The 24,756-nt window shown below is 67.3% G+C and carries 23 protein-coding genes; 7 read left to right on the forward strand and 16 right to left on the reverse strand.

Going from position 1 to position 24,756, the window contains the following annotated elements; genetic code table 11:
* Positions 1-108: 108 nt before the first annotated feature.
* The 5 genes from FHT08_RS19605 (at position 109) to FHT08_RS19625 (ending at position 5,640) form a co-directional block, all read left to right on the forward strand.
* A complete protein-coding gene (locus tag FHT08_RS19605) occupies positions 109-1,539 on the forward strand; it encodes an amino acid permease (protein ID WP_166776504.1) in 1,431 nt (476 codons plus the stop codon).
* 747 nt (positions 1,540-2,286) lie between these two features.
* Positions 2,287-2,940 carry a methylthioribulose 1-phosphate dehydratase gene (locus FHT08_RS19610; protein ID WP_166776505.1) on the forward strand — a complete coding sequence of 218 codons (654 nt, stop codon included), beginning with the start codon at positions 2,287-2,289 and terminating at the stop codon, positions 2,938-2,940.
* Between the two features lie 40 nt (positions 2,941-2,980).
* Positions 2,981-3,547, forward strand: coding sequence for an acireductone dioxygenase (locus tag FHT08_RS19615; RefSeq protein ID WP_104537908.1), 567 nt, complete (start codon positions 2,981-2,983; stop codon positions 3,545-3,547).
* Between the two features lie 2 nt (positions 3,548-3,549).
* Entirely contained in the window at positions 3,550-4,248 is a 699-nt protein-coding gene (gene mtnC / locus FHT08_RS19620; RefSeq protein WP_104537524.1) for an acireductone synthase, read from the forward strand.
* Between the two features lie 318 nt (positions 4,249-4,566).
* The gene (locus FHT08_RS19625; protein ID WP_166776507.1) at positions 4,567-5,640 is read left to right on the forward strand and encodes a C13 family peptidase; all 1,074 of its coding nucleotides are present in this window, start codon (positions 4,567-4,569) and stop codon (positions 5,638-5,640) included.
* 283 nt (positions 5,641-5,923) lie between these two features.
* Here the strand turns inward: FHT08_RS19625 and FHT08_RS19630 are convergent, their stop codons facing one another.
* The 12 genes from FHT08_RS19630 to hisS form a co-directional block, all read right to left on the reverse strand.
* Entirely contained in the window at positions 5,924-7,510 is a 1,587-nt protein-coding gene (locus tag FHT08_RS19630) for a calcineurin-like phosphoesterase C-terminal domain-containing protein (RefSeq protein WP_166776509.1), read from the reverse strand.
* A gap of 156 nt (positions 7,511-7,666) precedes the next feature.
* Positions 7,667-8,287, reverse strand: coding sequence for a bifunctional phosphoribosyl-AMP cyclohydrolase/phosphoribosyl-ATP diphosphatase HisIE (gene hisIE, locus FHT08_RS19635; protein WP_104537527.1), 621 nt, complete (start codon positions 8,285-8,287; stop codon positions 7,667-7,669).
* Entirely contained in the window at positions 8,277-9,053 is a 777-nt protein-coding gene (gene hisF, locus FHT08_RS19640; RefSeq protein ID WP_104537528.1) for an imidazole glycerol phosphate synthase subunit HisF, read from the reverse strand. Before hisF ends, hisIE begins: the two co-directional genes overlap by 11 nt.
* Positions 9,047-9,781 carry a 1-(5-phosphoribosyl)-5-[(5-phosphoribosylamino)methylideneamino]imidazole-4-carboxamide isomerase gene (hisA, locus tag FHT08_RS19645; RefSeq protein WP_166776511.1) on the reverse strand — a complete coding sequence of 245 codons (735 nt, stop codon included), beginning with the start codon at positions 9,779-9,781 and terminating at the stop codon, positions 9,047-9,049. Before hisA ends, hisF begins: the two co-directional genes overlap by 7 nt.
* Entirely contained in the window at positions 9,778-10,380 is a 603-nt protein-coding gene (gene hisH / locus FHT08_RS19650) for an imidazole glycerol phosphate synthase subunit HisH (RefSeq protein ID WP_065032267.1), read from the reverse strand. The genes hisA and hisH overlap by 4 nt, the downstream gene beginning before the upstream one ends.
* Entirely contained in the window at positions 10,377-11,504 is a 1,128-nt protein-coding gene (hisB, locus tag FHT08_RS19655) for a bifunctional histidinol-phosphatase/imidazoleglycerol-phosphate dehydratase HisB (protein ID WP_166776513.1), read from the reverse strand. Before hisB ends, hisH begins: the two co-directional genes overlap by 4 nt.
* The gene (hisC, locus tag FHT08_RS19660; RefSeq protein WP_166776515.1) at positions 11,501-12,592 is read right to left on the reverse strand and encodes a histidinol-phosphate transaminase; all 1,092 of its coding nucleotides are present in this window, start codon (positions 12,590-12,592) and stop codon (positions 11,501-11,503) included. The genes hisB and hisC overlap by 4 nt, the downstream gene beginning before the upstream one ends.
* A complete protein-coding gene (gene hisD, locus FHT08_RS19665) occupies positions 12,589-13,884 on the reverse strand; it encodes a histidinol dehydrogenase (protein ID WP_166776517.1) in 1,296 nt (431 codons plus the stop codon). The genes hisC and hisD overlap by 4 nt, the downstream gene beginning before the upstream one ends.
* Positions 13,881-14,795 carry an ATP phosphoribosyltransferase gene (gene hisG, locus FHT08_RS19670; RefSeq protein WP_104537534.1) on the reverse strand — a complete coding sequence of 305 codons (915 nt, stop codon included), beginning with the start codon at positions 14,793-14,795 and terminating at the stop codon, positions 13,881-13,883. The genes hisD and hisG overlap by 4 nt, the downstream gene beginning before the upstream one ends.
* Before the next feature lie 9 nt (positions 14,796-14,804).
* Positions 14,805-15,131, reverse strand: a complete 327-nt coding sequence (locus FHT08_RS19675) for a YerC/YecD family TrpR-related protein (protein ID WP_166776520.1) — start codon at positions 15,129-15,131, stop codon at positions 14,805-14,807.
* A 233-nt stretch (positions 15,132-15,364) separates the two neighbouring features.
* Positions 15,365-15,640, reverse strand: coding sequence for a hypothetical protein (locus FHT08_RS19680; RefSeq protein WP_166776522.1), 276 nt, complete (start codon positions 15,638-15,640; stop codon positions 15,365-15,367).
* Positions 15,637-17,070: a histidine--tRNA ligase gene (gene hisS, locus FHT08_RS19685; protein WP_166776524.1), complete on the reverse strand. Its 1,434-nt coding sequence runs from the start codon at positions 17,068-17,070 to the stop codon at positions 15,637-15,639. The genes FHT08_RS19680 and hisS overlap by 4 nt, the downstream gene beginning before the upstream one ends.
* 246 nt (positions 17,071-17,316) lie before the next feature.
* Here hisS and FHT08_RS19690 point away from each other — a divergent pair, with 246 nt between their 5' ends.
* The gene (locus FHT08_RS19690; protein WP_208409157.1) at positions 17,317-17,940 is read left to right on the forward strand and encodes a helix-turn-helix domain-containing protein; all 624 of its coding nucleotides are present in this window, start codon (positions 17,317-17,319) and stop codon (positions 17,938-17,940) included.
* A 249-nt stretch (positions 17,941-18,189) separates the two neighbouring features.
* Here the strand turns inward: FHT08_RS19690 and FHT08_RS19695 are convergent, their stop codons facing one another.
* Both FHT08_RS19695 and thrC read right to left on the reverse strand, forming a co-directional pair.
* On the reverse strand, positions 18,190-18,936 hold the full coding sequence (locus tag FHT08_RS19695; RefSeq protein ID WP_166776528.1) for a murein L,D-transpeptidase catalytic domain family protein: 747 nt from the start codon (positions 18,934-18,936) through the stop codon (positions 18,190-18,192).
* Positions 18,937-19,037: 101 nt separating this feature from the next.
* Positions 19,038-20,345 (reverse strand): threonine synthase, encoded by a 1,308-nt coding sequence (gene thrC, locus FHT08_RS19700; protein WP_166776530.1) that lies wholly within the window; start codon positions 20,343-20,345, stop codon positions 19,038-19,040.
* A 146-nt stretch (positions 20,346-20,491) separates the two neighbouring features.
* Between thrC and FHT08_RS19705 the strand changes: the two genes are divergently transcribed.
* Positions 20,492-20,806: an EthD family reductase gene (locus FHT08_RS19705; protein ID WP_166776532.1), complete on the forward strand. Its 315-nt coding sequence runs from the start codon at positions 20,492-20,494 to the stop codon at positions 20,804-20,806.
* A gap of 74 nt (positions 20,807-20,880) precedes the next feature.
* On the opposite strand, the gene FHT08_RS19710 is transcribed toward FHT08_RS19705, so the two are convergent.
* Both FHT08_RS19710 and thrA read right to left on the reverse strand, forming a co-directional pair.
* The gene (locus FHT08_RS19710; RefSeq protein ID WP_166776544.1) at positions 20,881-21,831 is read right to left on the reverse strand and encodes a homoserine kinase; all 951 of its coding nucleotides are present in this window, start codon (positions 21,829-21,831) and stop codon (positions 20,881-20,883) included.
* A 29-nt stretch (positions 21,832-21,860) separates the two neighbouring features.
* The gene (gene thrA, locus FHT08_RS19715) at positions 21,861-24,368 is read right to left on the reverse strand and encodes a bifunctional aspartate kinase/homoserine dehydrogenase I (protein ID WP_166776534.1); all 2,508 of its coding nucleotides are present in this window, start codon (positions 24,366-24,368) and stop codon (positions 21,861-21,863) included.
* Positions 24,369-24,756: the final 388 nt, after the last annotated feature.

Raw genomic sequence — 24,756 nt, forward strand, 5'->3', positions numbered from 1 at the left:
CCCGCACATCCGTGTGCGGGGATTTGACAACGCCAGTCCCTCGCAACAGTCCGCACATCCCGCACACGCCCGCACCGCCACGTGCAGGGATTCAACAGGAACCGCTGCATGTTCAAGCAACTCTGGGCCACCAAACACCCGCACGCCAGCCATGAGGCGGCCGACGGGCTGGGCCTGCAACGCGCACTCGGGCCCTGGGGGCTGACCGCCCTGGGCATCGGTGCGGTGATCGGCGGCGGCATCTTCGTCATCACCGGCCAGGCCGCGGCCGACCATGCCGGGCCGGCGATCATGCTGTCGTTCGTGCTGGCCGCGGTGTGCTGCGCGTTCTGCGCGATGGCCTATGCCGAATTCGCCGCGATGGTGCCGGTGTCCGGCAGCGCCTACACCTATACCTATGCCACCTTCGGCGAACTGGCAGCCTGGTTCATCGGCTGGATGCTGGTGCTGGAGTATGGCGTCTCCGCCTCGGCGGTGGCGGTCAGCTGGACCGGCTATTTCCTGAGCCTGCTGGAGCATTTCGGCATCCACCTGCCGGCCGCCCTGGTCAGTGCGCCACTGGACGGCAAGCTGCAGCGCACCGGCGCGATCGCCAACCTGCCCGCCGCCGGTATCGTGCTGTTGCTGACCTGGTTGTGCTACGTGGGCATCCGCAAGTCGTCGGCGATGAACATGGCGATGGTGATCCTGAAGACCGGGCTGATCCTGCTGGTGATCGCGGTGGGCTGGAAGTACGTGGATACCGCCAACTGGCACCCGTTCATCCCGGCCAACGAAGGCCCGGGCAAGTACGGCATGGAAGGCGTGCTGCGCGGCGCGGCGATGGTGTTCTTCGCCTATATCGGCTTCGAGGCGGTGTCGGTGGCGGCGCAGGAGTCGCACCGGCCGCAACGCGACCTGCCGATCGGCATGATCCTGTCGCTGGTCATCTGCACCGTGCTCTACATCGCCATGGCGGCGGTGATGACCGGGCTGGTGCCCTACACCCTGCTCGGCACCGACGAGCCGGTGGTGACCGCGGTGGCGGCGCATCCGCAGCTGGCCTGGTTGCGCGTGGTGGTGGAAGTCGGCGCGCTGATCGGGCTGTCGTCGGTAGTGCTGGTGATGATCATCGGCCAGCCGCGCATCTTCATGATCATCGCGCGCGACGGGCTGCTGCCGTCGATCTTCACCCGTATCCATCCGAAGTACCGCACCCCGCACGTCAATACGGTGATTACCGGCGTGGGCATCGCCCTGCTGGCAGCGGTGTTCCCGCTGGATGTGCTGGGCGAGCTGACCTCGATGGGGACGCTGATCGCCTTCGCCGCGGTGTGCGCCGGCGTGCTGATCCTGCGTCGTACCCACCCGGAACTGCCGCGTCCGTTCCGCATGCCGGTGGCCTGGCTGATCTGCAGCGCCGGCGTGTTGAGCTGCCTGGCCCTGCTGTCGGCGATGACCCTGCATAACTGGATGTTGATGGGGGGATGGACGCTGGTCGGGCTGGTGGTCTATTTCGGCTACGGCTATCGCCACAGCCGTCTGCGCGACGGTCGCTGAGCACGCGCGCGCGCCAGCAGCCACTGACAAAACGACCGCCCGCCGGTTTATGGCAGAGCGGTGACAGGTCTTCGGCTGCTGGGCGGCTGATCTGTGGCCTGGTTACAGGACCCTGATCTGCTGGTCTGCAACTTGGCTGCAGGGCCCTTGCCCGCCCACCATCGCGGGACACGCCGTGAATCCGTCCATGGAGGCTCTTACGCGGCATCCATGCCGCGTAAGGTCCCGCGACGGTGGGCGGGCAAGGACCAGTCGAGATGATCGATGTGCCTGGTTAAGAGCAAGGCATGACGTGCGCTGGTCGGATCATTGTGCGTCGATCAGCTTCTCACCACCTTCCCATCGCAAGCCGAGCAGCAGACCAGCTTTTTAAGGCGCAACCTGCAAACGTCTCGCCTGCCGCCGCAGGCCGAGCAACATGCTTTCAAGAAAACAGCCGGCCAACTGTCTGGTGCGGTGTCCTTGCCGGTTGCGGGACCGTGTGGCGGCATGGACGCCGCCACCGAGCCCCAGGGACGGGTTCACGGCGTGTCCCGCAAGCGGTGAGGGCACCGCGCACTCGACCGACCAGGCATTTGACCTGGGCTTCTGACCGCATCCAACAACAGACGGCCGACAACACCACTGCGCTCATTGCCAGTCTCGCGCTCTTCACATTTTGTAGGCCGCTCTAGGTACGGGCCTGGCAGGAACAAACCCTGCTGCGCTGCACCTGACCGTAATCCGGCGGGGCAGTAGAATAGGTCCATGAATGCGACCACTGCCCCCCTGCCCTACAGCGCTGCGCGTCTGCACGAGCTGGCGCACCTGCTGATCGGCAACATCCGCGAGCTGGCCCAGGCCGGCTGGACGCCGGCCACCAGCAGCAATTTCTCCCATCGCCTGGACGAACAGCACGCGGCGATCACCGTGTCAGGCCGCGACAAGGGCCGCCTGGTCGAAGAAGACATCATGGTGGTGGACTTCGACGGCCTGGCGGTCGGCCGTCCGTTGCGCCCGTCCGCAGAAACGCTGCTGCACACCCAGCTGTATCGCCGCTTTCCGGAGATCGGCTGCGTGCTGCACACGCACTCGCCGGTGCAGACCATTGCCTCGCGGCTGTACGCCGGCAGCGGCGTGATCCGGCTGGAAGGCTATGAGCTGTTGAAAGCCTTCGAAGGCAACACCACGCATGAAACGGCAGTGGACGTGCCGGTGTTCGCCAACACGCAGGACATGCAGGTGCTGGCTGCGCAGGTCGAGGCCCTGCTGGACAAACAGAGCCTGTGGGGGTATCTCATCGAAGGGCACGGACTGTATGCCTGGGGCCGCAACATGGCCGAGGCACGCCGTCATCTGGAGGCCTTCGAATTCCTGCTGCATTGCGAACTCGAGCTGCTGAAGCTGCGCGGCCCGCGCTGAGCCCTCGCCACCTCCCCCTTTCCTTGTGAGCCAGATCGCCATGAGCCGACTTCGCATCTACAACGATTCCGATCCCAACCTGCCACAACTCGATAGCCGCGACAGCGAGCAGATTGCCGCCGAGCTGAGCAAGATCGGCGTGACCTTCGAGCGCTGGAAGGCCAATCAGCCCATCGAGCCGGGCGCATCACCCGAGCAGGTGATGGCCGCCTACCGCGAGGATATCGAGCGACTCAGCGCCGAGCGCGGGCTGAAGACCGTCGATGTGGTCAGCATCGCGCCGGACAATCCCAAGCGCGAGGAAATGCGCGCCAAGTTCCTGGACGAGCACTTCCACAAGGAAGACGAGGTGCGCTTCTTCGTCGCCGGCTCGGGCCAGTTCACGCTGCACGTGGACAACAAGGTCTACGAGATCGAATGCGTGAAGGACGACCTGATCGCGGTGCCCGACAGCACCCTGCACTGGTTCGACATGGGGCCGGAGCCGCACTTCGTGGCGATCCGCTTCTTCACCGAGCCCGATGGCTGGGTCGGCCACTTCACCGGCACCGAGATCGCCCAACAATTCCCCCGCTACGCCCCCGAGAAACCTCCAAAGGCCAGCTGACGATGACACGACCGCAAGCGATCCTCACCGATATCGAAGGCACCACCAGCAGCATCTCGTTCGTCAAGGACGTGTTGTTTCCGTATGCGCGCCGCGCCATGCCGGCCTACGTGCAGGAGCACGGCGGTCACCCGCAGGTGCGGCACTGGCTCAATCAGGTGGCCGACGAAATCGGCGAGGACGTGCCGGACGAGGTCCTGGTCAGCACCCTGCAGACCTGGATCGACGAGGATCGCAAGCACACCGCACTCAAGGCCCTGCAGGGGATGATCTGGAGCGACGGCTACAGGACCGCCGACTTCACTGCGCACATCTATGCCGATGCGGCGATCCAGCTGCAGGCCTGGCACGCGGCCGGCATCCCGCTGTACGTGTATTCGTCCGGCTCGGTGCCGGCGCAGAAGCTGTTCTTTGCCCATAGCGATGCCGGCGACCTGAGCGGGCTGGTCAGCGACTGGTTCGATACCGAGGTCGGCCCCAAGCGCGAGAGCGCCAGCTACCGCCGCATCGCCGAACGCATCGGCGTGCCGCCGGGCGAGATCCTGTTCCTGTCGGACGTGATCGAGGAGCTGGACGCCGCCAAGCGTGCAGGCATGCGCACTGCGTTGCTGGACCGTCTCGAGGACTACCCCACCCCACGTTCGGCCGACGAGATCGGCAGTCACCAGCGCGTGGAGAGTTTCACCAAGCTGGCGCTGTAAGCGCGGTAGACAACCAACTGCGCTCACCCTCGGGTGAGCGCAGTCGTTATTCGGTGCTGCATGCGCTCCTGATAGGTTGCGGTCCAAGCACGCCGTCCGCACCTGCATGACGGCATGTTCGCGCGGCGCTTGCAGGCATGAGTCAGCGGGCCTCGACGATGCGGATGGGCGCGGCCTGGCATGCAAGGCCTGCTGCACGCCACGTGCTCTGCAAGATGTGCTTGACGCGGATCGATGGACGTTGTGCAACGCCATGGCCTGTGTTGCGATTACTGCGCCTGCGCGCTCCACCCGTTCTCCCAGACCTCGGCGTTTGTCATGTCGCTGCATTCCCCCTTCGGACTGAACGCCTTGCTGCGGCGCCTGTCCTTGTTGATCGTCATCGTGGCCTTGATGGCCGGCTGTCATCCCGATGCCGGTGCCGCACTGCCGAACCAGGCGGCAGGCAAGGATGAGGTCGACCCGGTCGATCAGACTGCGCTTGCGCAGGCATTGAACGCGCTGCAGCCGCAGCGCCCCGGCGTGACCGACCTGTATGTGGTCGGCTTCGCCGGCGATGCCAGCGACGAGGTGTTTCGCAACGAGACGCTCTACCTCAGGCAGCTGTTCGAACAACGCTTCGATGCACGCGGCCGCGTGGTGACGCTGGTCAACAACCCGGACAATCTGGGCGAGCAGCCGTACGCGCCGCTGGCGACCTACGACAACCTCTACGACACGCTCGCCGCAATCGGCAAGCGCATGGATCGCAAGGAAGACGCGCTGCTGCTGTTCGTCACCACCCATGGCACAGAGGACCACACGCTGTACGTGCAGGTGGACCAGAACGAGGAGGACTTCATCAGCCCGCAGGATCTGCGTCAGGCATTGGACGATGCCGGCATCGGCAATCGCATCATCGTGCTGTCGGCGTGCTACTCGGGCGGCTTCATTCCGGCGCTGCGTTCGCCCAACACGCTGATCCTCACCGCCGCGCGTGCAGACCGGCCCTCGTTCGGCTGCGGCAACACCTCCAATGCGACCTACTTCGGCCAGGCCTGGCTGATCGATGCGATGAACCGCAGCGACGACCCGCTGGCCGCGTTCGATATGGCCAGGACAGCGATCACTGCGCGCGAGCAGCAGGAAGGCGAACTGCCGTCGTTGCCGCAGCAGTCGCTCGGCAAGCGCATCGCGCCGGTGCTGGCACGCTGGCGTGCAGGCCTGCATGCAGGCCCGGCCGTGGCCTACCCGTATCCGCCGCTGGAGACCGCTCCGGACGCCGGGCAGGACCAGGATCCGGAAGCCGATTCCGAGACCAAGTCGCTGGACAGCCCGATCAAGGCCAAGGTGCCGGCCGCAGCCGCCAGCCCACGCAAACCGTCGCCCGTGCCAGCACCAGCGACACCTTGACGATCGCCACGCGCTGAGACTAATTCTCATTTCGTCAGCGCTTGCGCAGCCTCGCTACACTCGCCCGGCCAGCCAGCGCACGCCAGCCAGCATCGATCCCCGCCAGCGCGCCATCGCCTGCCAGCCCGGATCCCAAAACGCCTCCCTTGTGGAGGCGTTTGTGTGTCCGGCGATAGGGTTCAAGCGTGGTCCATGACGCGAACGAATCGACAGGACACCGCAGGGCCGCATGCATGCGCGACGGACTCCACACCGGAGCCCTCGCACCACGCACGCCTCCCCATCAGGGATCGGCGCGCTGCAAGCGATACACCGTGCGTGCGCCGTACTGCCCGGTCGGCAGCGATGCGCGCACGTCCACCGCATGCTCGCCCACCTCCAGCGTGGTCGGCAACGCGCCACGCCACAGATGCGTGGACGGCGTGGCCTCGGGCGAGCGGTCGTAGCCGCGCAATTGCTCGGCCGCATCGTCGCGCACGTTCTCGGCCAGCAGGCGCGGATCGGCGCGCTCCACCCGCTTCATCGGCTGCCATGCGCCCTTGTCGATGCGCATCTCGACGAGGGTGTCGTCCTGGCCCATGAAGACATTGGCGTAGATCCCCCAGGCCGCGTACGCGCCCTGACGCAGCACCTTGGGCGCATGCAGCAGCAGTTGCGCGTCATCGGCCGAGCGTGCGACGTGATAGGCCAGCGTGTAGTCGCCGCCGGGCGCGACCTGCAGCACCGCGTACCCGTTCGGCGTGCCATCGCTCATCGTCGCGTCGGGAATGCCGTCGGCATCCTTGGCACCGGACCAGAACGCACCGCAGGCCGCGCCGACGTTGTATTCGTGCAGCGGGCGGGCGCCCTGCCAACCTTCGTCGGCGCCGTGATCGACCTGTCGCTGGGTATGGCTGTGTGCGCTGAGCACCAGCACATGCGGCACATCCTTCAACAAGGCGAACAGGCGGCGACGATCGGCATGCCGAAATGTCTCCTGTCCCGGCGCCGCGTCGAACAGCGGAATATGCATGCCCAGCACCAGCAGCCGCTCGCGCGGCAGCTGCGCCAGATAGGCCTGCAGGAACGCGAACTGGTCCTCGCGCAGGCCGCCGACATAGGCCGGTTTGCCGCCTGGCGTATAGATCACATCGTCCAGGAACACGAAGCTGGCGTTGGCCTCTTCCACCGCATAGGTGTCCGGGCCGTAGACGGCACGCCAGCTGTCCAGCGAATGCGCATCGTCGCCCGCGTCGAGATTGAGATCGTGATTGCCCGGCACATGGAACCACGGCACGCCCAGCTGGGTGGTGACTTTGTTCAGGGCCGGGTACAGGCTCAGATCGTCGCTGACGATATCGCCCAGCGTGGTGCCCAGCCTGGCCGAGGTCTTGCCGACGATCGGTGCCACGATATCGCGCTGGTAGTAGCCCACGTCGGTCAGGCTGGCAGTCTGGCTGTCGGCAAACACCAGCATCTGGAAGCCCTGCTTGCCGGCGCTGGCGCGCGGGGTCAGCGCGAAATCCCAGTGCTGCGTATTGCGCCCGGTTGCGGCGATGCCTGGGTAGTTGCGCCTGGCCGAGCCCTTGGGCGCGTAGTGACGCCAGAAACCCGGCAGTCCGTCGGCGGCTGGCACGAAGCTGCGCTCGCCCGGTTTGATCACGAACACCGTCTGCCCGTCGCGCACCGGCAGGCGGTAGCGGCCTTGCGCGTCGGTACGCACCAGCTGCTCGCCGTTGGAGACGGTGACATCGGCAATGCCGGGCTCATCGGCGCTGCGCCCGGCACGCCCGTCGCGTTCTTCGTAGACGGTGCCGTCGACCACGGCATCGCGCGCGTACGCGCTTCCCGCGAGCACACCCAGGGCCAACAGAGCGAAGCGAAGCTGCATGCGTTTTCCCGCGCGAAGATCGGCGGAAATTGTACCCGCCCTCGCCAGGCGCACGGCGCGAAAGACACGCCGACACATTCCGTAGGAGCGCACCCGGGCGCGACGGGCCTTACCGATAACGCCCATCGCGCCCGGGTGCGCTGCGACGCGACCGCGTTATTTGTGCCGCGACTCCAGCAACGCCACTGCGTCGCCCAGGCCCAGGCCGCGCGCGCGCAGCAGCACGATCAGGTGATACAGCAGGTCGGCCGACTCGCCGAGCAACTCGGCATCGCCCTGCACCACACCGGCAAGTGCAGTTTCCACGCCCTCCTCGCCCACCTTCTGCGCGATGCGGCGGATGCCCTGTTCGAACAGCTTGGTGGTGTAGCTGCCGTGCGGGCGCTGCTGCTCGCGCGTGGCGATCAAGGCATCCAGGCTGCCGAGGAACTGGCCGGGGGCGCCCGGAAAGCAGCTGGTGCGGCCCACATGGCAAGTCGGCCCGTGCGGGCGCGCCTGCACCAGCAACGTGTCGGCGTCGCAATCGGTCTCGATCGACACCACCCGCAACACGTTGCCCGAGCTCTCGCCCTTGGTCCACAGGCGCTGCTTGCTGCGGCTGAAGAAGGTCACTTCGCCACGCTGCTGCGTCACCGCCAGCGCTTCGGCGTTCATGTAGCCCAGCATCAACACGCGCAGGTTGTCGGCGTCCTGCACCACCACCGGCAACAGGCCGTCGGCCTTGCTCCAGTCCAGCGCGGCGAGCGCGTCGCCCGCTGTCATCTCGTCACTGCCCATCACGTACCTCGATCTGTTGCGCGCGCAGGAATTGCTTGAGTTCCGGGATCGGAATCGCGCCGCTGTGAAACACGCTTGCCGCCAGCGCGCCATCCACATCGGCCTGGTCGAACACGTCGGCAAAATGCTGCATCTCGCCCGCACCGCCGGAAGCGATCAGCGGCACGTGGCACAACGCGCGCACCTGACGCAGCTGCGCGATGTCGTAGCCGCGTCGCACTCCATCGTTGTCCATGCAGTTGAGCACGATCTCGCCGGCACCCAGGCGCTGCGCTTCGGCCACCCAGTCCAGGGTGCGCATCGGCAAGGCCTGGGTCTTGCTCGGGTCGCCGGTGTAGCGGCGCACGCGCCATTGCCCGTCCTGCTCGCGGATCGAGTCGACGCCGACCACCACGCACTGCACGCCAAAGGCGTCGGCCAGTTCGGAGATCAACTGCGGCCTGCCGAGCGCCGGCGAGTTGATCGAAATCTTGTCGGCACCGGCATGCAGCACCGCGCGCGCGGTTTCCACATCGCCGATGCCGCCGGCCACGCAGAACGGGATATCGATCAGCCGCGCCACCCGCTCGACCCAGGTGTAATCGACCGAACGCCCTTCCGGGCTGGCACCGATGTCGTAGAACACCAGCTCGTCTGCGCCCTGGTCGCGGTAGCGCAGCGCCAGTTCGACAATGTCGCCCATGTCGATGTGGTCGCGGAACTTGACGCCTTTGACCACGCGTCCATCGCGCACGTCCAGGCACGGAATGATGCGGCGGCTCAGCATGCCAATGCCTCCTTCAACACCAGATGCCCTTCCAGCAAGGCCTTGCCGAGCACGATGCCGGCGCAGCCGGCGGCCCTGGCGGCCGCGACATCGGCCAGGTTGCGCGCACCGCCGGACACCTGCACCTGCAACTGCGGCGCCAGCGTGCGCAGGTGCGCGTACAAATCCATGTTCGGGCCGGACAGCATGCCGTCGCGTGCGATGTCGGTGCACAGCAGATGCTGCAGGCCGGCCTGCGCGTAACGCACGGCCAACTGATCCAGCGTGGCCTCGGCAGCTTCGGTCCAGCCATGCACCGGCAACTGCCATACGCCGTCGGCGTCCTGGCGCGTGTCCAGCGCGATGGTCAGGCGGTCGGCGCCAAATTCCTGCAGCCATTCGATGACGCTGTCGGCCTGGCGCACCGCCAACGAGCCGATCACCACGCGTGCGGCGCCGGCATCGAGGATGCGCGCCACATCGGCGCGTGAGCGCACGCCACCGCCGGTCTGCACCCGCAAGCCGGTGGTACGGACGATCTCGCCGAGTGTGATGGCCAGCGTGTAACCACCGGCCTTTGCCGCATCCAGATCGACCAGATGCATCCACTGCGCGCCGGCATCGGCAAACGCCTGCGCGCGCGGCAGCACATCGTCGCCATACTGCGTCTCGCGCGCGTAGTCGCCTTGCAGCAGGCGCACCACGCGGCCGTTGCGGATATCCAGCGCCGGGTAAACGGTGAAACTCATGGGAAGCTCATCTCAAGGAAATTGCGCAGGATGCGTGCACCGGTCTCGGCCGAACGCTCGGGGTGGAACTGCGCGCCGCAGCGCAGGCCTTGCTGCACCACCGCGGTGAACAGGCCGCCGTGATCGCAGGCGGCCACGGTGTCGGCCGTCACCGGCGCGGCATACCCATGCACGAAATACGCACTGGCACGCGCCGGCAGGCCGTCCAGCAGCGCGGACGCGCGCATCGGCACCAGCTGATTCCAGCCCATATGCGGCACGCGGATGCCGAGCGCAGGCGTCATGTGACGCACGATGCCCGGCAGCAAGCCCAGGCAATCGACATCGCCTTCTTCGGAATGTTCGAACAGCAACTGCATCCCCAGGCAGATGCCGATCAGCGGCACCTGCAGTTGTCGCAACGGCTCGACCAGGCCCTGTGCGCGCAGGCGCGACATCGCCTCGGGCGCGGCACCGACGCCAGGCAGGATCACCCGCTGCGCGCCCTGCAACCCTGCTGCATCGCGTACCAGCCGCGCTTCCACGCCCAGCCGCTCCAACGCATAGCGCACCGAGCCCAGATTGGCGCCGCCGGCATCGATCAACGCGACATCGGTCATAGCGCACCCTTGGTGGTGGGCAACGCCGTGCCTTCGCGACGGATCGCCTGACGCAGCGCACGTGCCAGGGCCTTGAAGCAGGCCTCGACCTTGTGGTGATCGTTCTCGCCGCGCACGCTCAGGTGCAGGTTCAAACCGGAGGCATCGCAGATCGAACGGAAGAAATGCGGCACCAACTCGGTCGGCATGTCGCCCACGCGCTCGCGCTTGAACTCGCCTTCGAACACGAAGTACGGCCGGCCGCTGAAATCCAGCGCGGCACTAGCGATGGTTTCGTCCATCGGCAGCGTGAAGCCATGCTGCGCGGTGGCGCCGGCCACGCGCCACGGGCTGTCGTCGGGATCGAAGCCGTAACGGCCGATGCCGCGCTTGTCGCCCAGCGCTTCGCGCAGGGCCTGCCCCAGCGCCAGACCGGTGTCTTCGATGGTGTGGTGCTCGTCGATGTGCAGGTCGCCTTCGGCGCGGATGTCCAGCGCAAAGCCGCCGTGCTTGCCGATCTGTTCCAGCATGTGGTCGAAGAACGGCAGGCCGGTGGCGGTCTTCGGCTCGGCCACACGATCCAGATCCAGTTCGACGCGGATCTTTGTTTCCTTGGTGTTGCGTTGAACCACTGCGCGCCGTGGCGCATCGGCCAGCTCGTGTGCGATGCCGGGCCAGTCCCACTCGCCACCAAACTCCTCGGTGCGCAGCTGGAAGCCACGGATATTGAGGTTCTGCGCGAACTGGATGTCGGTGATGCGGTCGCCCACCATTGCCGAGCGTGCCCAGTCGATCGTGCGGTCCTGCAGGTAAGGCACCATCAGGCCGACCCCGGGTTTGCGCGTTGGCGCGTTATCGGCCGGCCAGCTGCAGTCGATCAACACCTCGCGGAACGCGATGCCCTGGCTGGCGAAGATCTGCAGCATCAGGTTGTTGGGGCCATCGAAGGACGCGCGCGGATAGCCGTCGCTGCCCAGCCCGTCCTGGTTGCTGACGATGACGAACTGATAGCCGGCATCGCGCAACTTCAGCATCGCCGGAATCACGTTGTCGACCAGGCGCAGTTTTTCGTAGGCGTCGATCTGGTAATCGGCCGGCTCGGTGATCAGCGTGCCGTCGCGGTCAACGAAAAGAATCGGGGTCATGCGGCGGCCTCCTGCTTGCGTTGCAGCGCGCTCAGCACGCGCTCGTTCTGTTCGGGCGTGCCCAGGGTGATGCGCAACGCGTCGGACAGCTGCGCAACCGCGCGTTGGTCGCGCACCACCACACCGGCCTCCAGCAGCGCCTGGAATGCCGCTTCGGCATCGTCGAAGCGCACCAGCAAGAAGTTGCCCTGCGAGGGATAGACCTGACGCACACCGGCCAGCTGCTCCAGCGCCTGGTGCACGCGTGTGCGCTCGCTGCGCACCTCGGCGATGCGCCGACGCGTGACCTCCAGCGCAGGCGCCGACAAGGCCTGCTCGGCCATTGCCGCGCACGGCGTCGGCACCGGGTATGGCGCCTGGCAGCGCCGCAGCAGGGCGATCAGCTCGGCGTTGGCGATCAGGCTGCCGATGCGCGCCGCTGCCAGCGCATGCGCCTTGGAGAGCGTGCGCAACACCGCCAGATTGTCGTAGCGCGCAAGCAGGCTCACCGCCGACGGCACATCGGAGAATTCGCCGTAGGCTTCGTCGACCACCACCAGCGCCTTGCCCTGCAGGGCCTGCACCGCGGTTTCGATGTCGTCCAGGGCAATCGCCGAGCCGGCCGGGTTGGACGGCGAACACAGGAACACCAGCTTGGCCCGCGAGGCCAGCGCTGCCGCGACGATCGCGGCGGTATCCGCGCGGAAACCCGCAGGCCCGTCCACCAGCGGCACTTCGACCAGGGGTGCGTTCTGCAGGCGCGCGCACACCGCGTACATGCCGAACACCGGCGGGGTCACCACCACCGCATCGCGCCCGGGGGCGCACAGGCCGCGCACCAGCAGATCGATCGCCTCGTCGCTGCCGCGGCCGATCAACAGCTGCTCGGGCGCACAGCCGTACAGCGCCGCCAGCGCGTTGCGCAGACCCCTGGGCTGCGGATCCGGGTAGCGCCGCGTGCTCGCGCCCGGGTCGGCCGGATTGCCCCAGGCCGACTCGTTGGCGTTGAGCCACACATCGCCCTGCAAGGCGCTGGTGCGTGCCGACGAATAGCCGGCGAACGCACGCAGGTCCTCGCGCACCAGTTGCAGAATTGATGACGTGCTCATGCTGCCACCCCCATGCGCAAGGCCACTGCATTGGCGTGCGCATCCAGGCCTTCGGCGCGCGCCAGAATCAGCGCGCATGCGCCGATGCCGTCGATACCGGCCTTGCTGGCGGCCTGCACGCTGACCATGTTCTGAAAGCTGGCCACGCTCACGCCGCTGTAGGCGCGCGCCGCACCGCTGGTCGGCAACACGTGGTTGGTACCGCTGCAGTAGTCGCCCAGCGCTTCTGGCGTGTAATCGCCGAGAAACACCGAGCCGGCCGCTTCGACCTGGCTCAGCCACGCACGCGGTTCGCGTAGCGCGAGAATCAGATGTTCCGGTGCATAGCGGTTGCTGATCGCAAACGCATCGTCAAGCGTCTGCACCTTGATCAGGCGCGATTGCGCCAGCGCCTGGCGTGCGATTCCGGCGCGCGACAGTTGCGCCAGCTGGGCATCGAGTTCCAACTGCACTGCCGCGATCAGCGCATCGCTGTCGGACAGCAGCAGCACCTGCGAGTCCGGGCCGTGTTCGGCCTGCGACAGCAGATCGGCGGCAACGAAGGCCGGCTGCGCACCGGCATCGGCGATCACCAGCACTTCGGACGGGCCGGCCGGCATGTCGATCGCCGCCGCGCCGGACTGCGCCACCTGCTGCTTGGCCTCGGTGACGAAGCTGTTGCCCGGGCCGAACAGCTTGTCGCAACTGGGAACCGATTCGGTGCCGTACGCCATTGCCGCAATCGCCTGCGCACCGCCGAGCTTGAACACGCGGCGCACGCCGGTCAGCTGCGCGGCGACCAGCACCGCCGGATCCACGCTGCCGTCCTTGCGCGGCGGCGTGCACAGCACCACCTCGCGACACCCGGCCAGACGCGCCGGCACACCCAGCATCAACGCAGTCGAGGGCAACGGCGCGCTGCCGGCCGGCACGTACAGGCCGACCCGGCCGATCGGCCGCACGATCTTTTCGCACACCACGCCCGGTGCGGTTTCCACCGCATAGCCGTCGCTCATGCCGGCGCGGTGGAAGCTGTCGATGCGCGCCACCGCATCCTGCATGGCCTGACGCAGCTCCGGCGCCACCGCCGCTTGCGCGGCGGCGAATTCGTCCTGGCTCACTGCGAAGCTGTCCAGTGCCACGCCATCGAAACGCGCAGTGATCTCGCGCAGTGCGGCATCGCCGCGTGCGCGCACATCGGAAATAAGGGCAGCCACCGCCTCGCGCGTCTGCGTGGCCACGGTCTGCACCGGGCGGGTCAATGCCTGCGTCCGCGCAGCGGCGTCCAGTTGCGACCAATCGAGAATCTTCATGCCAGCGAGCGCTCCACCGTCAACACCATCAGACCTTGCGCACCTGCGCGTTCGAGTTCTTCCAAGCGTTGCCAGGTCACCGCCCCATGACACATGGTCTGCAGGCGCAACGCGCCGTTGCCGTCGTCGGGCAGCTGCACCAGCGGCTCGGCGTCGGGCAGCAGACGACGCAGTGCATCCACGTTGTCCTGCTCGGCACGGAACATCAGCAGCTTGCTGTCGCGCAGCTTGAGCACGCCGTCCATGCGCCGCAGCAGCATCGCTAGCAGCGCGGTGCGTGCGTCGGCCGGCTCGCGGACCGCGCCGGCCAGCACCGCTTCGCTCTCCATCACCAGCTCGACCGGCTTGAGCTGGTTGGCGGCCAGGGTGGCGCCGCTGGAGACCAGATCGCAGATCAGATCGGCAGTGCCCAGGCGCGGAGCGATCTCCACCGAGCCGGACAACTCCACCACTGCCGCGTCGATGCCCTGGCGCTGCAGCCAGTCGGCCAGGATCGCCGGGTAGCTGGTGGCGATACGCTTGCCGGCCAGTTGCGCCACACCCTGCCAGTCCCACTCTTCCGGCACCGCGAGCATCAACCGGCACTGGCCGAACCCGACTCCGCGCACGGCGTGATACGCGGCCGGCAGGCCGTTGCGGCGGCGCTCGGATGCCTGCTCTTCGAGTTCGTTCTGGCCGACGATGCCCAGGTCGCAGACGCCATCGGCGATCAGGCCGGGGATGTCGTCGTCGCGCACCAGCAGCAGGTCCACCGGCAGCGATTCCCCGTAGCAGAACAGCTTGTCGCGGCTCTGCCGCCAGCTCAGCCCGCAGGCCGCCAGCAGGCTGCGCGCCGGTTCGGCCAGGCGGCCGCTCTTCTGGATGGCGATACGCAACCGGTCACGTGCCGGTGCTGCCGTGGAAGCACTCATCTTGTTCTCTCAGTGGGATTCGACAGGGCGCGAGGATTGCTCGCGCAGGGCCTCGGCATAGCCGCCGGCACCATGTTCCAGGGTGCGCGCAACGCGCCCGATGGTGGTCACGCTGACCTGGGTCAGCTCGTGGATTTCGCGATACGGCACGCCCTTGATCAACAAGGGCACCACCCGCCAGCGGTCGGACATGGCCTCCAGCTCGGCGGGCGTGCACAGATCGCGCAGAAAGGCCTCGACCGCGCCGGGCTCCTTCAGGCATGCCAGCGCATCGGCCAGCATCTTGAGGGAGGCGGCGGCATCGGCATTTTCACGGGGGGCAGGTCGTTGTTTCATTGCGTTAATGTAATAGCGTGTTAGTACATTAGCGCAAAGCAGGTGAGTTGTCACCGCTTTTTTCAGGCTCAAAGTCCAGAAAACGAAGCGACCCAGCCCTGCGCTGAGGAAGCGCAGGACTGAACGTTTGTCTAATGGTGCCGCGCGAAGCACGCTCCAGACGCACCTGCGCTGGGCGAGACCAAGCTGTACAGAATCAGCCTCTGAACTACGCGGCAGGGTCAATGACTTCTTTAATCAACGCGCCACAAGATGTGATCGGCAACGGCACCGAGTTTCAGCGGTGCAAGCGGGGCGTTGTCGATCTTCCAGCGATGGCAAATGACCAGCAACTGCTCAACCGTATCAGTATCTACGGGGGCCGCCAGGCGAAGGTGTAAGACACGCCCCCTGCCGGCAACATCACGAAAAGCGGGCAAATCATAAAGCCAACTGAAGAAACGCTCCTCGTCCTCTCTCGCAAAGAAGAGCGGTCCTTCAAGCTGAACTTCGACGATTTCTCGCGTCACTTAAGATGAACGCCCCCGGCCACCAGCATCGCCCTGGCCTGCTCCAGCTCCACCAGCAAGGTGCTGGCCAGCTCGTCGCGGGCCACATCGAACTGCTGCTCGCGCACCAGGTCCTTGACCGCCACCACCCCGCGCGCCAGCTCGTCGTCGCCGGCCAGCACCACGAAGCGGATGCCCGCGCGTGCGGCGTACTGGAACTGCTTGCCGATCTTCTTCGGCTCCATCTGCACTTCGGTATTGATGCCGCCGATGCGCAGCCGGCGCGCGATATCCAGCGCGTCGTCCAGGCGCGACTCGTCCATCAGCGCCACCATCGCATGCACGCTGCTCTCGGCGATGCCCTGGATCAGGCCGGCCTCGCGCAGCTGCCAGAACAGCCGAGTCAGGCCGATCGAGATGCCCACACCGGGCAACTTGGACTTGGTGTAGTGGCTGGCCAGGCTGTCGTAACGGCCGCCCGAGCAGATCGAGCCGATCTGCGGGTGGTCGGTCAGCGTGGTCTCGTAGACCGTGCCGGTGTAGTAGTCCAGCCCGCGCGCGATCGAGAAGTTCAGGCAGTAGGCGCTCTCGGGCACGCCCAGCGCCTTGACCAGTTCCAGCACTTCGCGCAACTCGGCGATGCCCTCGCCCAGCGTCGCGCTCGCAGCGGCCGAGGCGTCCAGCGCCTGCAGCTGCGCCAGCGCATCGGCATGCCCGTTCGAGCGCACCGCCACGAAGGCCAGGATCTTGTCGACCTGCTCGGCGGCGATGCCGAAACCTTCGCCCACCAGCGTGTCGCGCACGTAGTCGGCGCCGCGCTTGTCGATCTTGTCGACCTCGCGCAACACCGCCAGCTGCAGCTCGCCCTCGGCCACGCCCAGGCTTTCGAAGAAGCCGCGCAGCAGCTTGCGGTTGTTCAACTGCACCTTGAACGCGCCGATGCCCAGCTCGGCGAACACCGCGTGGATCACCGCCAGCACTTCGGCGTCGTAGCGGATGCTCAGCGCATCCTTGCCGATCACGTCGATGTCGCACTGGTAGAACTCGCGGAAACGTCCGCGCTGGGCACGCTCGCCGCGATACACGCGCTGCATCTGGTAGCGGCGGAACGGGAAGCTCAAGTCGTGCTCGTGCTCGGCCACGTACCGGGCCAGCGGCACGGTGAGGTCGAAGCGCAGCGCCAGCTCCGGCAGACCGCCCTCGCCGCCTTCGTCTGCCGCGGCGGCGGCATTGGCCAGCGCGCCGGTGGACTGCACGAAGTACACCTGGCGCTCGGTCTCGCCGCCGGACTTGGTCAGCAACACGTCCGACAGCTCGAACACCGGGGTCTCGACCGGCAGGAACCCGAACCGCTCGTAGTTGCGGCGGATGACGTCCAGCATGCGCTGGAACGCGATCTGCTCGCGCGGCAGCAATTCCATGATGCCGGGCGGCGTACGGGGCTTGATCACGAGCGGAACTCCTGCAGGGCAATGTGGCGAACGCACAATTCTACCGGCTGGGCGGCCTCGCCGACCGCATGGCGTATCATTCGTACGCGTTCCAGCAGTGCGTGACCCATGTACCGGCAGCTTTCAGAACTCAGCACCACCTGCCCGGCGCCCAGCGCGGCCGCGCGCGGCGATGCGCGCGGTTCCGACTGCGCACTGTGCGCGGTCCGCGGCCGGGCCATTTGCGCAGCGCTGTCGGCGCAGGAAATGGAGGCGCTCGACCAGGCCACCACGACCCAGTCGTATGCGCCCGGCAGCACCCTGGTGCGCGCCGGCGATACCCGTCATCACGTCTATACGCTGACCTCCGGCGCGCTGCGCATGGTGCGCACGCTGGCCGACGGCCGCCGCCAGGTCACCGGCTTCGTGCTGCCCGGCGATTACGTGGGGCTGACCGAAACGCCGCAGCACCGCCACGATATCGAAGCCATCATCGACAGCCGGGTCTGCCGCACGCCGATGGCACAGATGCGCCGGTTACGTGAGCGCTATCCGCAGCTGGAACGCAAGCTGCTGCAGCGCGCCAGCATGGAACTCGCCGCCGCGCAGGACACCGGCCTGCTGCTGGCACGCCTGCAGCCCAGCGAACGGCTGGCGCATTTCCTGCTGCGCCTGGCCGCCCGCTCCACCCAGCCCGGCGCCAGCGGCGACACCGTGGCGCTGCCGATGAGCCGCAGCGATATTGCCGACCACCTCGGACTGACCGTGGAAACGGTGAGTCGCACCTTCACCAAACTCAAGCAACAGCAGCTGATCGCGCTGCCGCAGCTGCATCTGGTGCAGATCCTGGACTACGCGGCGCTGCGTGGCCTGGCCGGCGATACTGTCTGAAACGTGCCAGCTCGCAGAACCGATGCGACCAGCAAGCGCGTGTACCGACCGGCGCAAACGCGGTGGACGTTGGCACCACCAAACGCGGGATTCCTTCCTTGGGCGCCCGTCCGCACCAGATCACCGGCGACGCGTTGTGCCTCGCACAGCAGGCAAGCATCGCCGCGTAACTGACCCGCAGATCCGAACGCGATGCCAGCACGTCAGGCCGATCGCGCGATTGTCGCAGCCCGCGCCCTCTATAACGACTCAGCGACCGCCCACATTGGCGCTCGCCACCGACGCACCGCAGCCGCCGCCCAGCAACCGCGATTGTCGCAGCCAGGCCCGGTCCGGGTAGTAGGCGAACACGAAGGCGCCTTCACGCAGGGTATCGATCAACTGTCTGGCGACCGCCGGACGCACCGCCGGGCAGCCCAGGCTGCGGCCGAGCCGGCCCTGCGTGCGGATCACCGCCTCACTGACATAGGGCGCGCCATGAATCACGATCGCGCGGTCGCGCGCATGGTCGTTGAAGCCGGGCTCCAGGCCCTTCAGCCGTAACGAATAGCCGTTGTGCCCGGTGTACGACTCCTGCGCGGTGAACGCACCCAGGCTGGACTGGAAACTGCCGTCGTCGTTGGAAAACTTCGCCGCCAGGTTGTTGCCGGTGTTGCGCCCATGCGCCACCCACTCCTGGAACAGCAGCCGCTGCCGCTGCAGATCGAACACCCACAGCCGGCGCTCGGTCGACGGCCGGCTGTAGTCGATGACGCTGAGCACGCGCTCGACGTCCACCTGCTGGCGCTGCCGCGCGCATTGCAGCGCCTCGGCCGCCAGGGCCAGCACTCGGCGATCCAGCGACGGCGCCTGCCGCGCCAATGCATCGACCAGACCGATACGCGGTGCGCCCAGCCCGGGCAACGGCGCGGCGGAGATGGCATCGGCCGCACTGGCCGCCCCGGCCGCTGCCCCCCCGCACAACGCGGCGACAACGGCGATCACTCGATAAGACATGCAACGACCCACATCGGACGCGGCGCCATGGCGGAACCGCACCCCCTACAAATAGCCGCATGTGCGGCACTTTCCAACCCCGGCAGGCTGAACGCGTTCGGTCAGGCCGCATCCGCAAGCAGGCGCCGCCGGAGCGCCGCGTAGTCCGGCGCCAGCGTTTCGGCATGTGCAGAACGCTGCAGCAGCGCGGCCAGTGCCGGCGGCACCTCCACCTCCCGTCCGATCAGCGGCTCGACCACGCCCTCGAACTTGGCCGGATGTGCGGTGGCCGCCACCGCCCAGTCGCCGGTGCCGCCCTCGGCCCCTTCTGCGCGCAGTTGCTCCAGCACATGCACGGCGGTGGCGGTATGCGGGCAATGCACCTCGCCGTAGCGCGCAAAGCGTTGCTGCACGGTATGGCGGATCGCCGCATCGTCCACCGAGAGCGCACGGAAGGCCTCGCGCAGCGCGGCATCGTCGCCCCGGTAGAGCCAGCGCAGCCGTTCGAAGTTGCTCGGAGCACCCACGTCCATCGCATTGGCCAGCGTGGCGATGCTGGGCTGCGGCGCGTAATCGTCGCCGGCAAAATAATCCGGCAACACATGATTGGCATTGGACGCCAGCGCGATACGGCCCAGCGGCACACCGAGCGCGCGCGCCAGGATCGCCGCCAGCCCGTTGCCCAGGTTGCCGGTGGGCACCACCAGATTCAGCGCCGCCCCCGCGGCGGCATGGTGCTGCAGGGCGGCATGCGCGTAATAGCTCATCTGCGGCAGCAAGCGGCCCAGGCTGATGCTGTTGGCCGAACTCAGCGGCAGCTGCGCCTGCAGGTCGGCATCGTTCAGGGCCTGCTTGACCATCGCCTGGCAAGCGTCGAACGAGCCGGCCACGCGCAGGGCGTGGATGTTGTCGCCGAAGCAGCCCAGCTGATGCGCCTGGCGCGGCGACACGCGCCCGTCCGGATACAGCACCACCACGCGCAGACCCGGCTGGCGATGGAATGCCGCAGCCACCGCCGCGCCGGTGTCGCCGGAAGTGGCGACCAGGATGGTGAGCGGACGCTCTTCGGCACGGCGCAGACGGGTCAGGCAGGCCGCAAGAAAGCGCGCGCCAAAATCCTTGAACGCGGCGGTCGGGCCATGGAACAGCTCCAGCGCGTAGTCGCCGGGGGTGCCCAGGGCCACCAGCGGCGCCGGGAAGTCGAAGGCTTCGGCACAGATGGCCGGCAGCTCGGCCGCCAGCGCATCACCGTCGAAGAACGGCTGCAGCAGCGTGGCGGCGGTGTCGGCCAGTGTGGTGCCGGCCGTCAGCGTGCGTGCCGATGGCAGGGTCTGCGGCACGTACAGGCCGCCATCGGGCGCCAGGCCGGCAGCAATCGCCTGGCTCAGGCTTGCGGCAGGCGCGCTGCCACGGGTGGAGAGGAAGTTCATGGTGACGACTCCAGACAAGACGAAGACGGGGCGTTGCCCGTGAATGGGAAGGCCGGACACTGCGGCATGGCCGCGCTGCGCCGCGGCGGCGCCCGGCAAGGGCAGCGCAGCGCTATGCTGCGCGCACCTTCCAGTGGAGCCGGCAGATGATCAAGGTCAGCGTGATGTACCCGTACCGCGACGGCGCCCGCTTCGACCATGCCTACTACCGCGACACGCACATGCCACTGGTGAGCGCGCGGATGGGCGCGGCCTGCCTGCGCTATACGGTGGACAAGGGCATCAGCGGCGGCGAACCGGGCAGCACCCCGCCCTTCATCGGCATGTGCCACATTTTTTGCGAATCGGTGGAAGCCTTCGGTGCCAGTTTCGGGCCGCATGCCGAGGAAATCCTCGGCGACATTCCCAACTACACCGATCTTGCGCCGGTGATGCAGATCAGCGAGGTCGTGGTCGGTTGAAGGGCGCCTTGCGCGCTGCACGGCCTGCCTGCCGTGCGCGGGCGATCGATCGACACCGACATGCGCGCGATGGCTCATGCGAGCAACCGCGCGGCCGGGCTGGCGATCGGGGACACCCAGTGCTGGCTGTCCAGGCCCACGCCTGCGAATGCGGCTTGCACAGCGGCGGCCGCAGCTTCGGCGGCCGCGCGCGATGCGAACCAGGCAAACACGCTCGGGCCGGCGCCGGAGATGCTGGCACCCAAGGCATCGTGATCCAGCGCGGCGTGCTTGGCAGCGGCAAAGCCGGCGATCAACGGCGCGCGACGTGGTTCGACCAGCACATCGCGCAGGCCTGCACGCACCAGACCCGCATCGCCGGCATGGCAGCCGGCCAGTACCAAGGCTAGGTTGGTGCTCTGTGCGACGAACTCGCGCAGTTGATAGTCGCCGGCCAGGGCTTCGCGCGCGTGGCGGGTTTCCAGCACCGCATCCGGATGCACCAGCAGGCTGTGCCACGCCGCCGGCACGTTGATCGGCACCAGACGCTCCAGCGTGCACAACACCAGGCCACCTAAAAACAACGGACCAAGATTGTCGCCGTGGCGGCTACCACTGGCCACGGCCTCGCCATCGAGTGCGTGCTGGTAGAGCTGCTCGTTGCGCAGCGGCGCATCCAGCAGCGCATTGGCCGCCACCAGGGCCGCCACGCACGACGCTGCCGAGCCGCCCATGCCCGAACTCAGCGCGATGCCTTTGTCGATCTCGATCTCGAAACCGAACGGCAGCGCCAGCGCCGCGCGCAACGACATCAAGGCCGCACCCGCAGTGTTGCGTTCGGCATCCAGCGGCAGGGCCACCGTGGTGCCGCGGATGGCGGCGATGCGCACCACGGGCGCATCGATGCGCCGCACCGTGACGGTGTCGCCGACGCCGTCGATGGGATAGCCGAGCAGATCGAATCCCACCGCCACATTCGCCACCGAGGCCGGTGCGAAGGCCCGTGCCTGGCCAAGCTCGCGCGCAGCAATCGCCTCGCGCTGCATCTCCGCGGACTGGTCTGCAACCGCCTGATTCACAAGCGTGCCCCCTCGCCCGCCGCCACCCGCAGCAGATCGGCAAACACGCCGGCTGCGGTGACTTCCGGGCCAGCGCCAGGCCCCTGCACCACCAGCGGATTCTCGCAATAACGACGCGTGGTGAATTGCACCACGTTGTCGGTCAGGCGCAGATTGGCAAACGCGTGATCGGCCGGCAATTCGACCAGGCCGACGCTGGGTGCGCGATCCGGCGGCAGCTGCGCGACATAGCGCAGCACATTGCCGCGTGCACGTGCATCGGCCAGGCGCTGCGCGAACGTCGCATCCACCTCATGCAGGCGCGCCATGAAATCGTCCACGCTGGCCTGACGCAGTGCTTCAGGCACCAGGCTCTCGACCTGCACGTCTTCCAGGCTGATCTCGCGCCCGGCTTCGCGCGCCAGGATCACCAGCTTGCGCGCCACATCCACGCCGGACAGATCGTCGCGCGGATCCGGCTCGGTATAGCCCATGCCACGCGCCTGCGTCACCAGCTCGGCAAACGGCACGCTGCCGTCGTACTTGTTGAACAGCCAGGCCAACGTGCCGGAGAAGATGCCCTCGATCGAGGTCACCGCATCGCCGGTATCGACCAGATCGCGCAGCGTGGTGATCACCGGCAAACCGGCGCCCACGGTGGCTTCGTAACGGAAGCGCGCGCCGCTGGCATCGGCCGCCGCACGGATCGCCTGATAGCGCTGCAACGGGCCGGAGCCGGCCTGCTTGTTCGGCGTCACCACATGGATGCCGGCAGCCAACCAGTCCGCATAGCGATCGGCCACTTCCGCGCTGCCGCTGCAATCGATGATCACCGTATGCGGCAGATGCGCGGACAACAGGTGCGTGGTGAAACGCTCCAGATCGGTTGCGGTGGCTGCAGAGGCGAAAGCATCGCGCCAGTTGCCGACCAGGCCGCGCTCGTCCAGCAGCATGCGGCCGCGCGATACCACCGCGCGCAGGCGCAGGTCCAGGTTGGCCTTGCCCAGCAACTGCGGCTGCGCAATGCGCAACTGGTCCAGCAACGCCGCGCCCACGTTACCCGGGCCAATCACGCCCACCGAGAACGTCTGCGGCGACAGCCAGAAGCCGGCGTGCGCCGCGCGCAAGGCCTTGGTCGCATGCGCCGCGTCGATGGCCACCGAGATGTTGCGCTCCGACGAACCCTGCGCAATCGCCAGGATATTGACCTGCGCACGCCCCAGCGACTCGAACAGCCGCGCCGCCACACCCGGCTGCCCGGCCATGCCATCGCCCACTGCGGCGAGCACGCTGATGCCGGTGGTCAGCTGCACACGCTGCACCTGACCGACCGTGAGTTCATGCGCAAACGCCTGCAGCAAGGCATTGCGCGCGCGCTCGGATTCGTGCTGCTTGACCACGCAACAGATCGAATGCTCCGACGAGCCCTGCGAGATCATCACCACCGACACCTGCGCCGTCCGCAGCGCCGCGAACACGCGCTCGGCAGTGCCGGGCACGCCGATCAGGCCGGTGCCTTCCAGGTTGAGCACGGCCAGATCCGGGCTCAGCGTCAGCCCCTTGATCGGCCCGCTCACCGCGCTGCTGGCGGTGATGCGCGTACCCGGATGTTCGGGCTGGAAGGTGTTGCGGATGATGATCGGCAAGCCGCGCTCGATGGCCGGCGACATCGTCTGCGGGTGCACCACCTTGGCGCCGAAGTAGGCCAGCTCGCAGGCTTCGTCGTAGCTCAGCGTTTCCAGCTGCACCGCTTCGGGCACCACGCGCGGGTCGGCCGACAGCACGCCGTCCACGTCGGTCCAGATATGCAGCTCATCGGCATCGAACAAGGCCGCGAAGATCGCGCCGGAATAATCGCTGCCGTTGCGCCCCAACGTGGTGATGCGGTCGGCGCGGTCGCGCGCAACGAAGCCGGTGACCACCACGCGCGGCTGCGGATGCGCCTGGCGCCAGGTCGCAAGGCGCTGCGCGCTGGTGTCCCAGTCCACATCGACACCCAGTTCGCCACGGTTGACCACCAGCACATCGCGCGCATCCAGCACCGCGCAATCCTCGCCAAGCGCACGGAAATGGTCGCCGAGCAATTGCGCCGAATACACCTCGCCCAGGCCTTGCACGCGGTCGAGCACCTCGCGCGGCAATTCACCGATCACCGACAGCGCGCCAAGGATTTGCGACAGATGCTCAAAGCGCTCGTCCAGCCATTCGACGGTCGGCCCGGAATGCTCGCCCAGCAGGGCCACCGCCGCACCGCGATGGCGCGCCCGCGTCTCATGCCAGCGCTCGCGCCATTCGGGGCGGTTCTGCGCGGCCAGTTCGGCCAGCGCGATCAACGCATCGGTCACCCCCTTCATCGCCGACACCACGGTGACCTGCACCGACTCGTCGCGTGCCAGCAACAGCTGCGCCACATGCCGGTAGCGCTCGGCATCGGCCACCGAGGTGCCGCCGAATTTGTGCACGACGGTGCGCGCAGAGGACGCAAGAACAGCAGCGGGTTCGAAGGAAACAGCAGGCGATGACATCGACAGACCTCGTTAGGGAGGCCCCGTCCGCGTCAGATGAGGGAGGAAAGCCCCCGCATCCTGATCCGGGTGCGGGGCCGTTGTTTTCGGAAGTTACGCGAAGACGACGGGCCGCACCGGGCGAATGGTGACGGTGGTAATGGTGGTGCTAATGCCGGCCACGCCCGCACCCGGCCGCAGCTGCGGCTGACAAGTGAGCGAAGCGGTGGCGCAGGCGTTATGCATGTACGCAAAAGACATCACCGGGCTGAGGCCTGTCAAGCGCTGCGTGAATGGGCAGGCGCACGTGCTCGGCAAACAGAACAGAAAACCTTGCGGCTCAGGGATTTAAGCGACACGCTCGCAAGCAATTGATTGCTATGGAAACTTTTGGAGCGGCCTCAGCGGA

Source organism: Xanthomonas sp. CFBP 8151, assembly GCF_011761885.1.
Lineage (GTDB): Bacteria > Pseudomonadota > Gammaproteobacteria > Xanthomonadales > Xanthomonadaceae > Xanthomonas > Xanthomonas arboricola_B.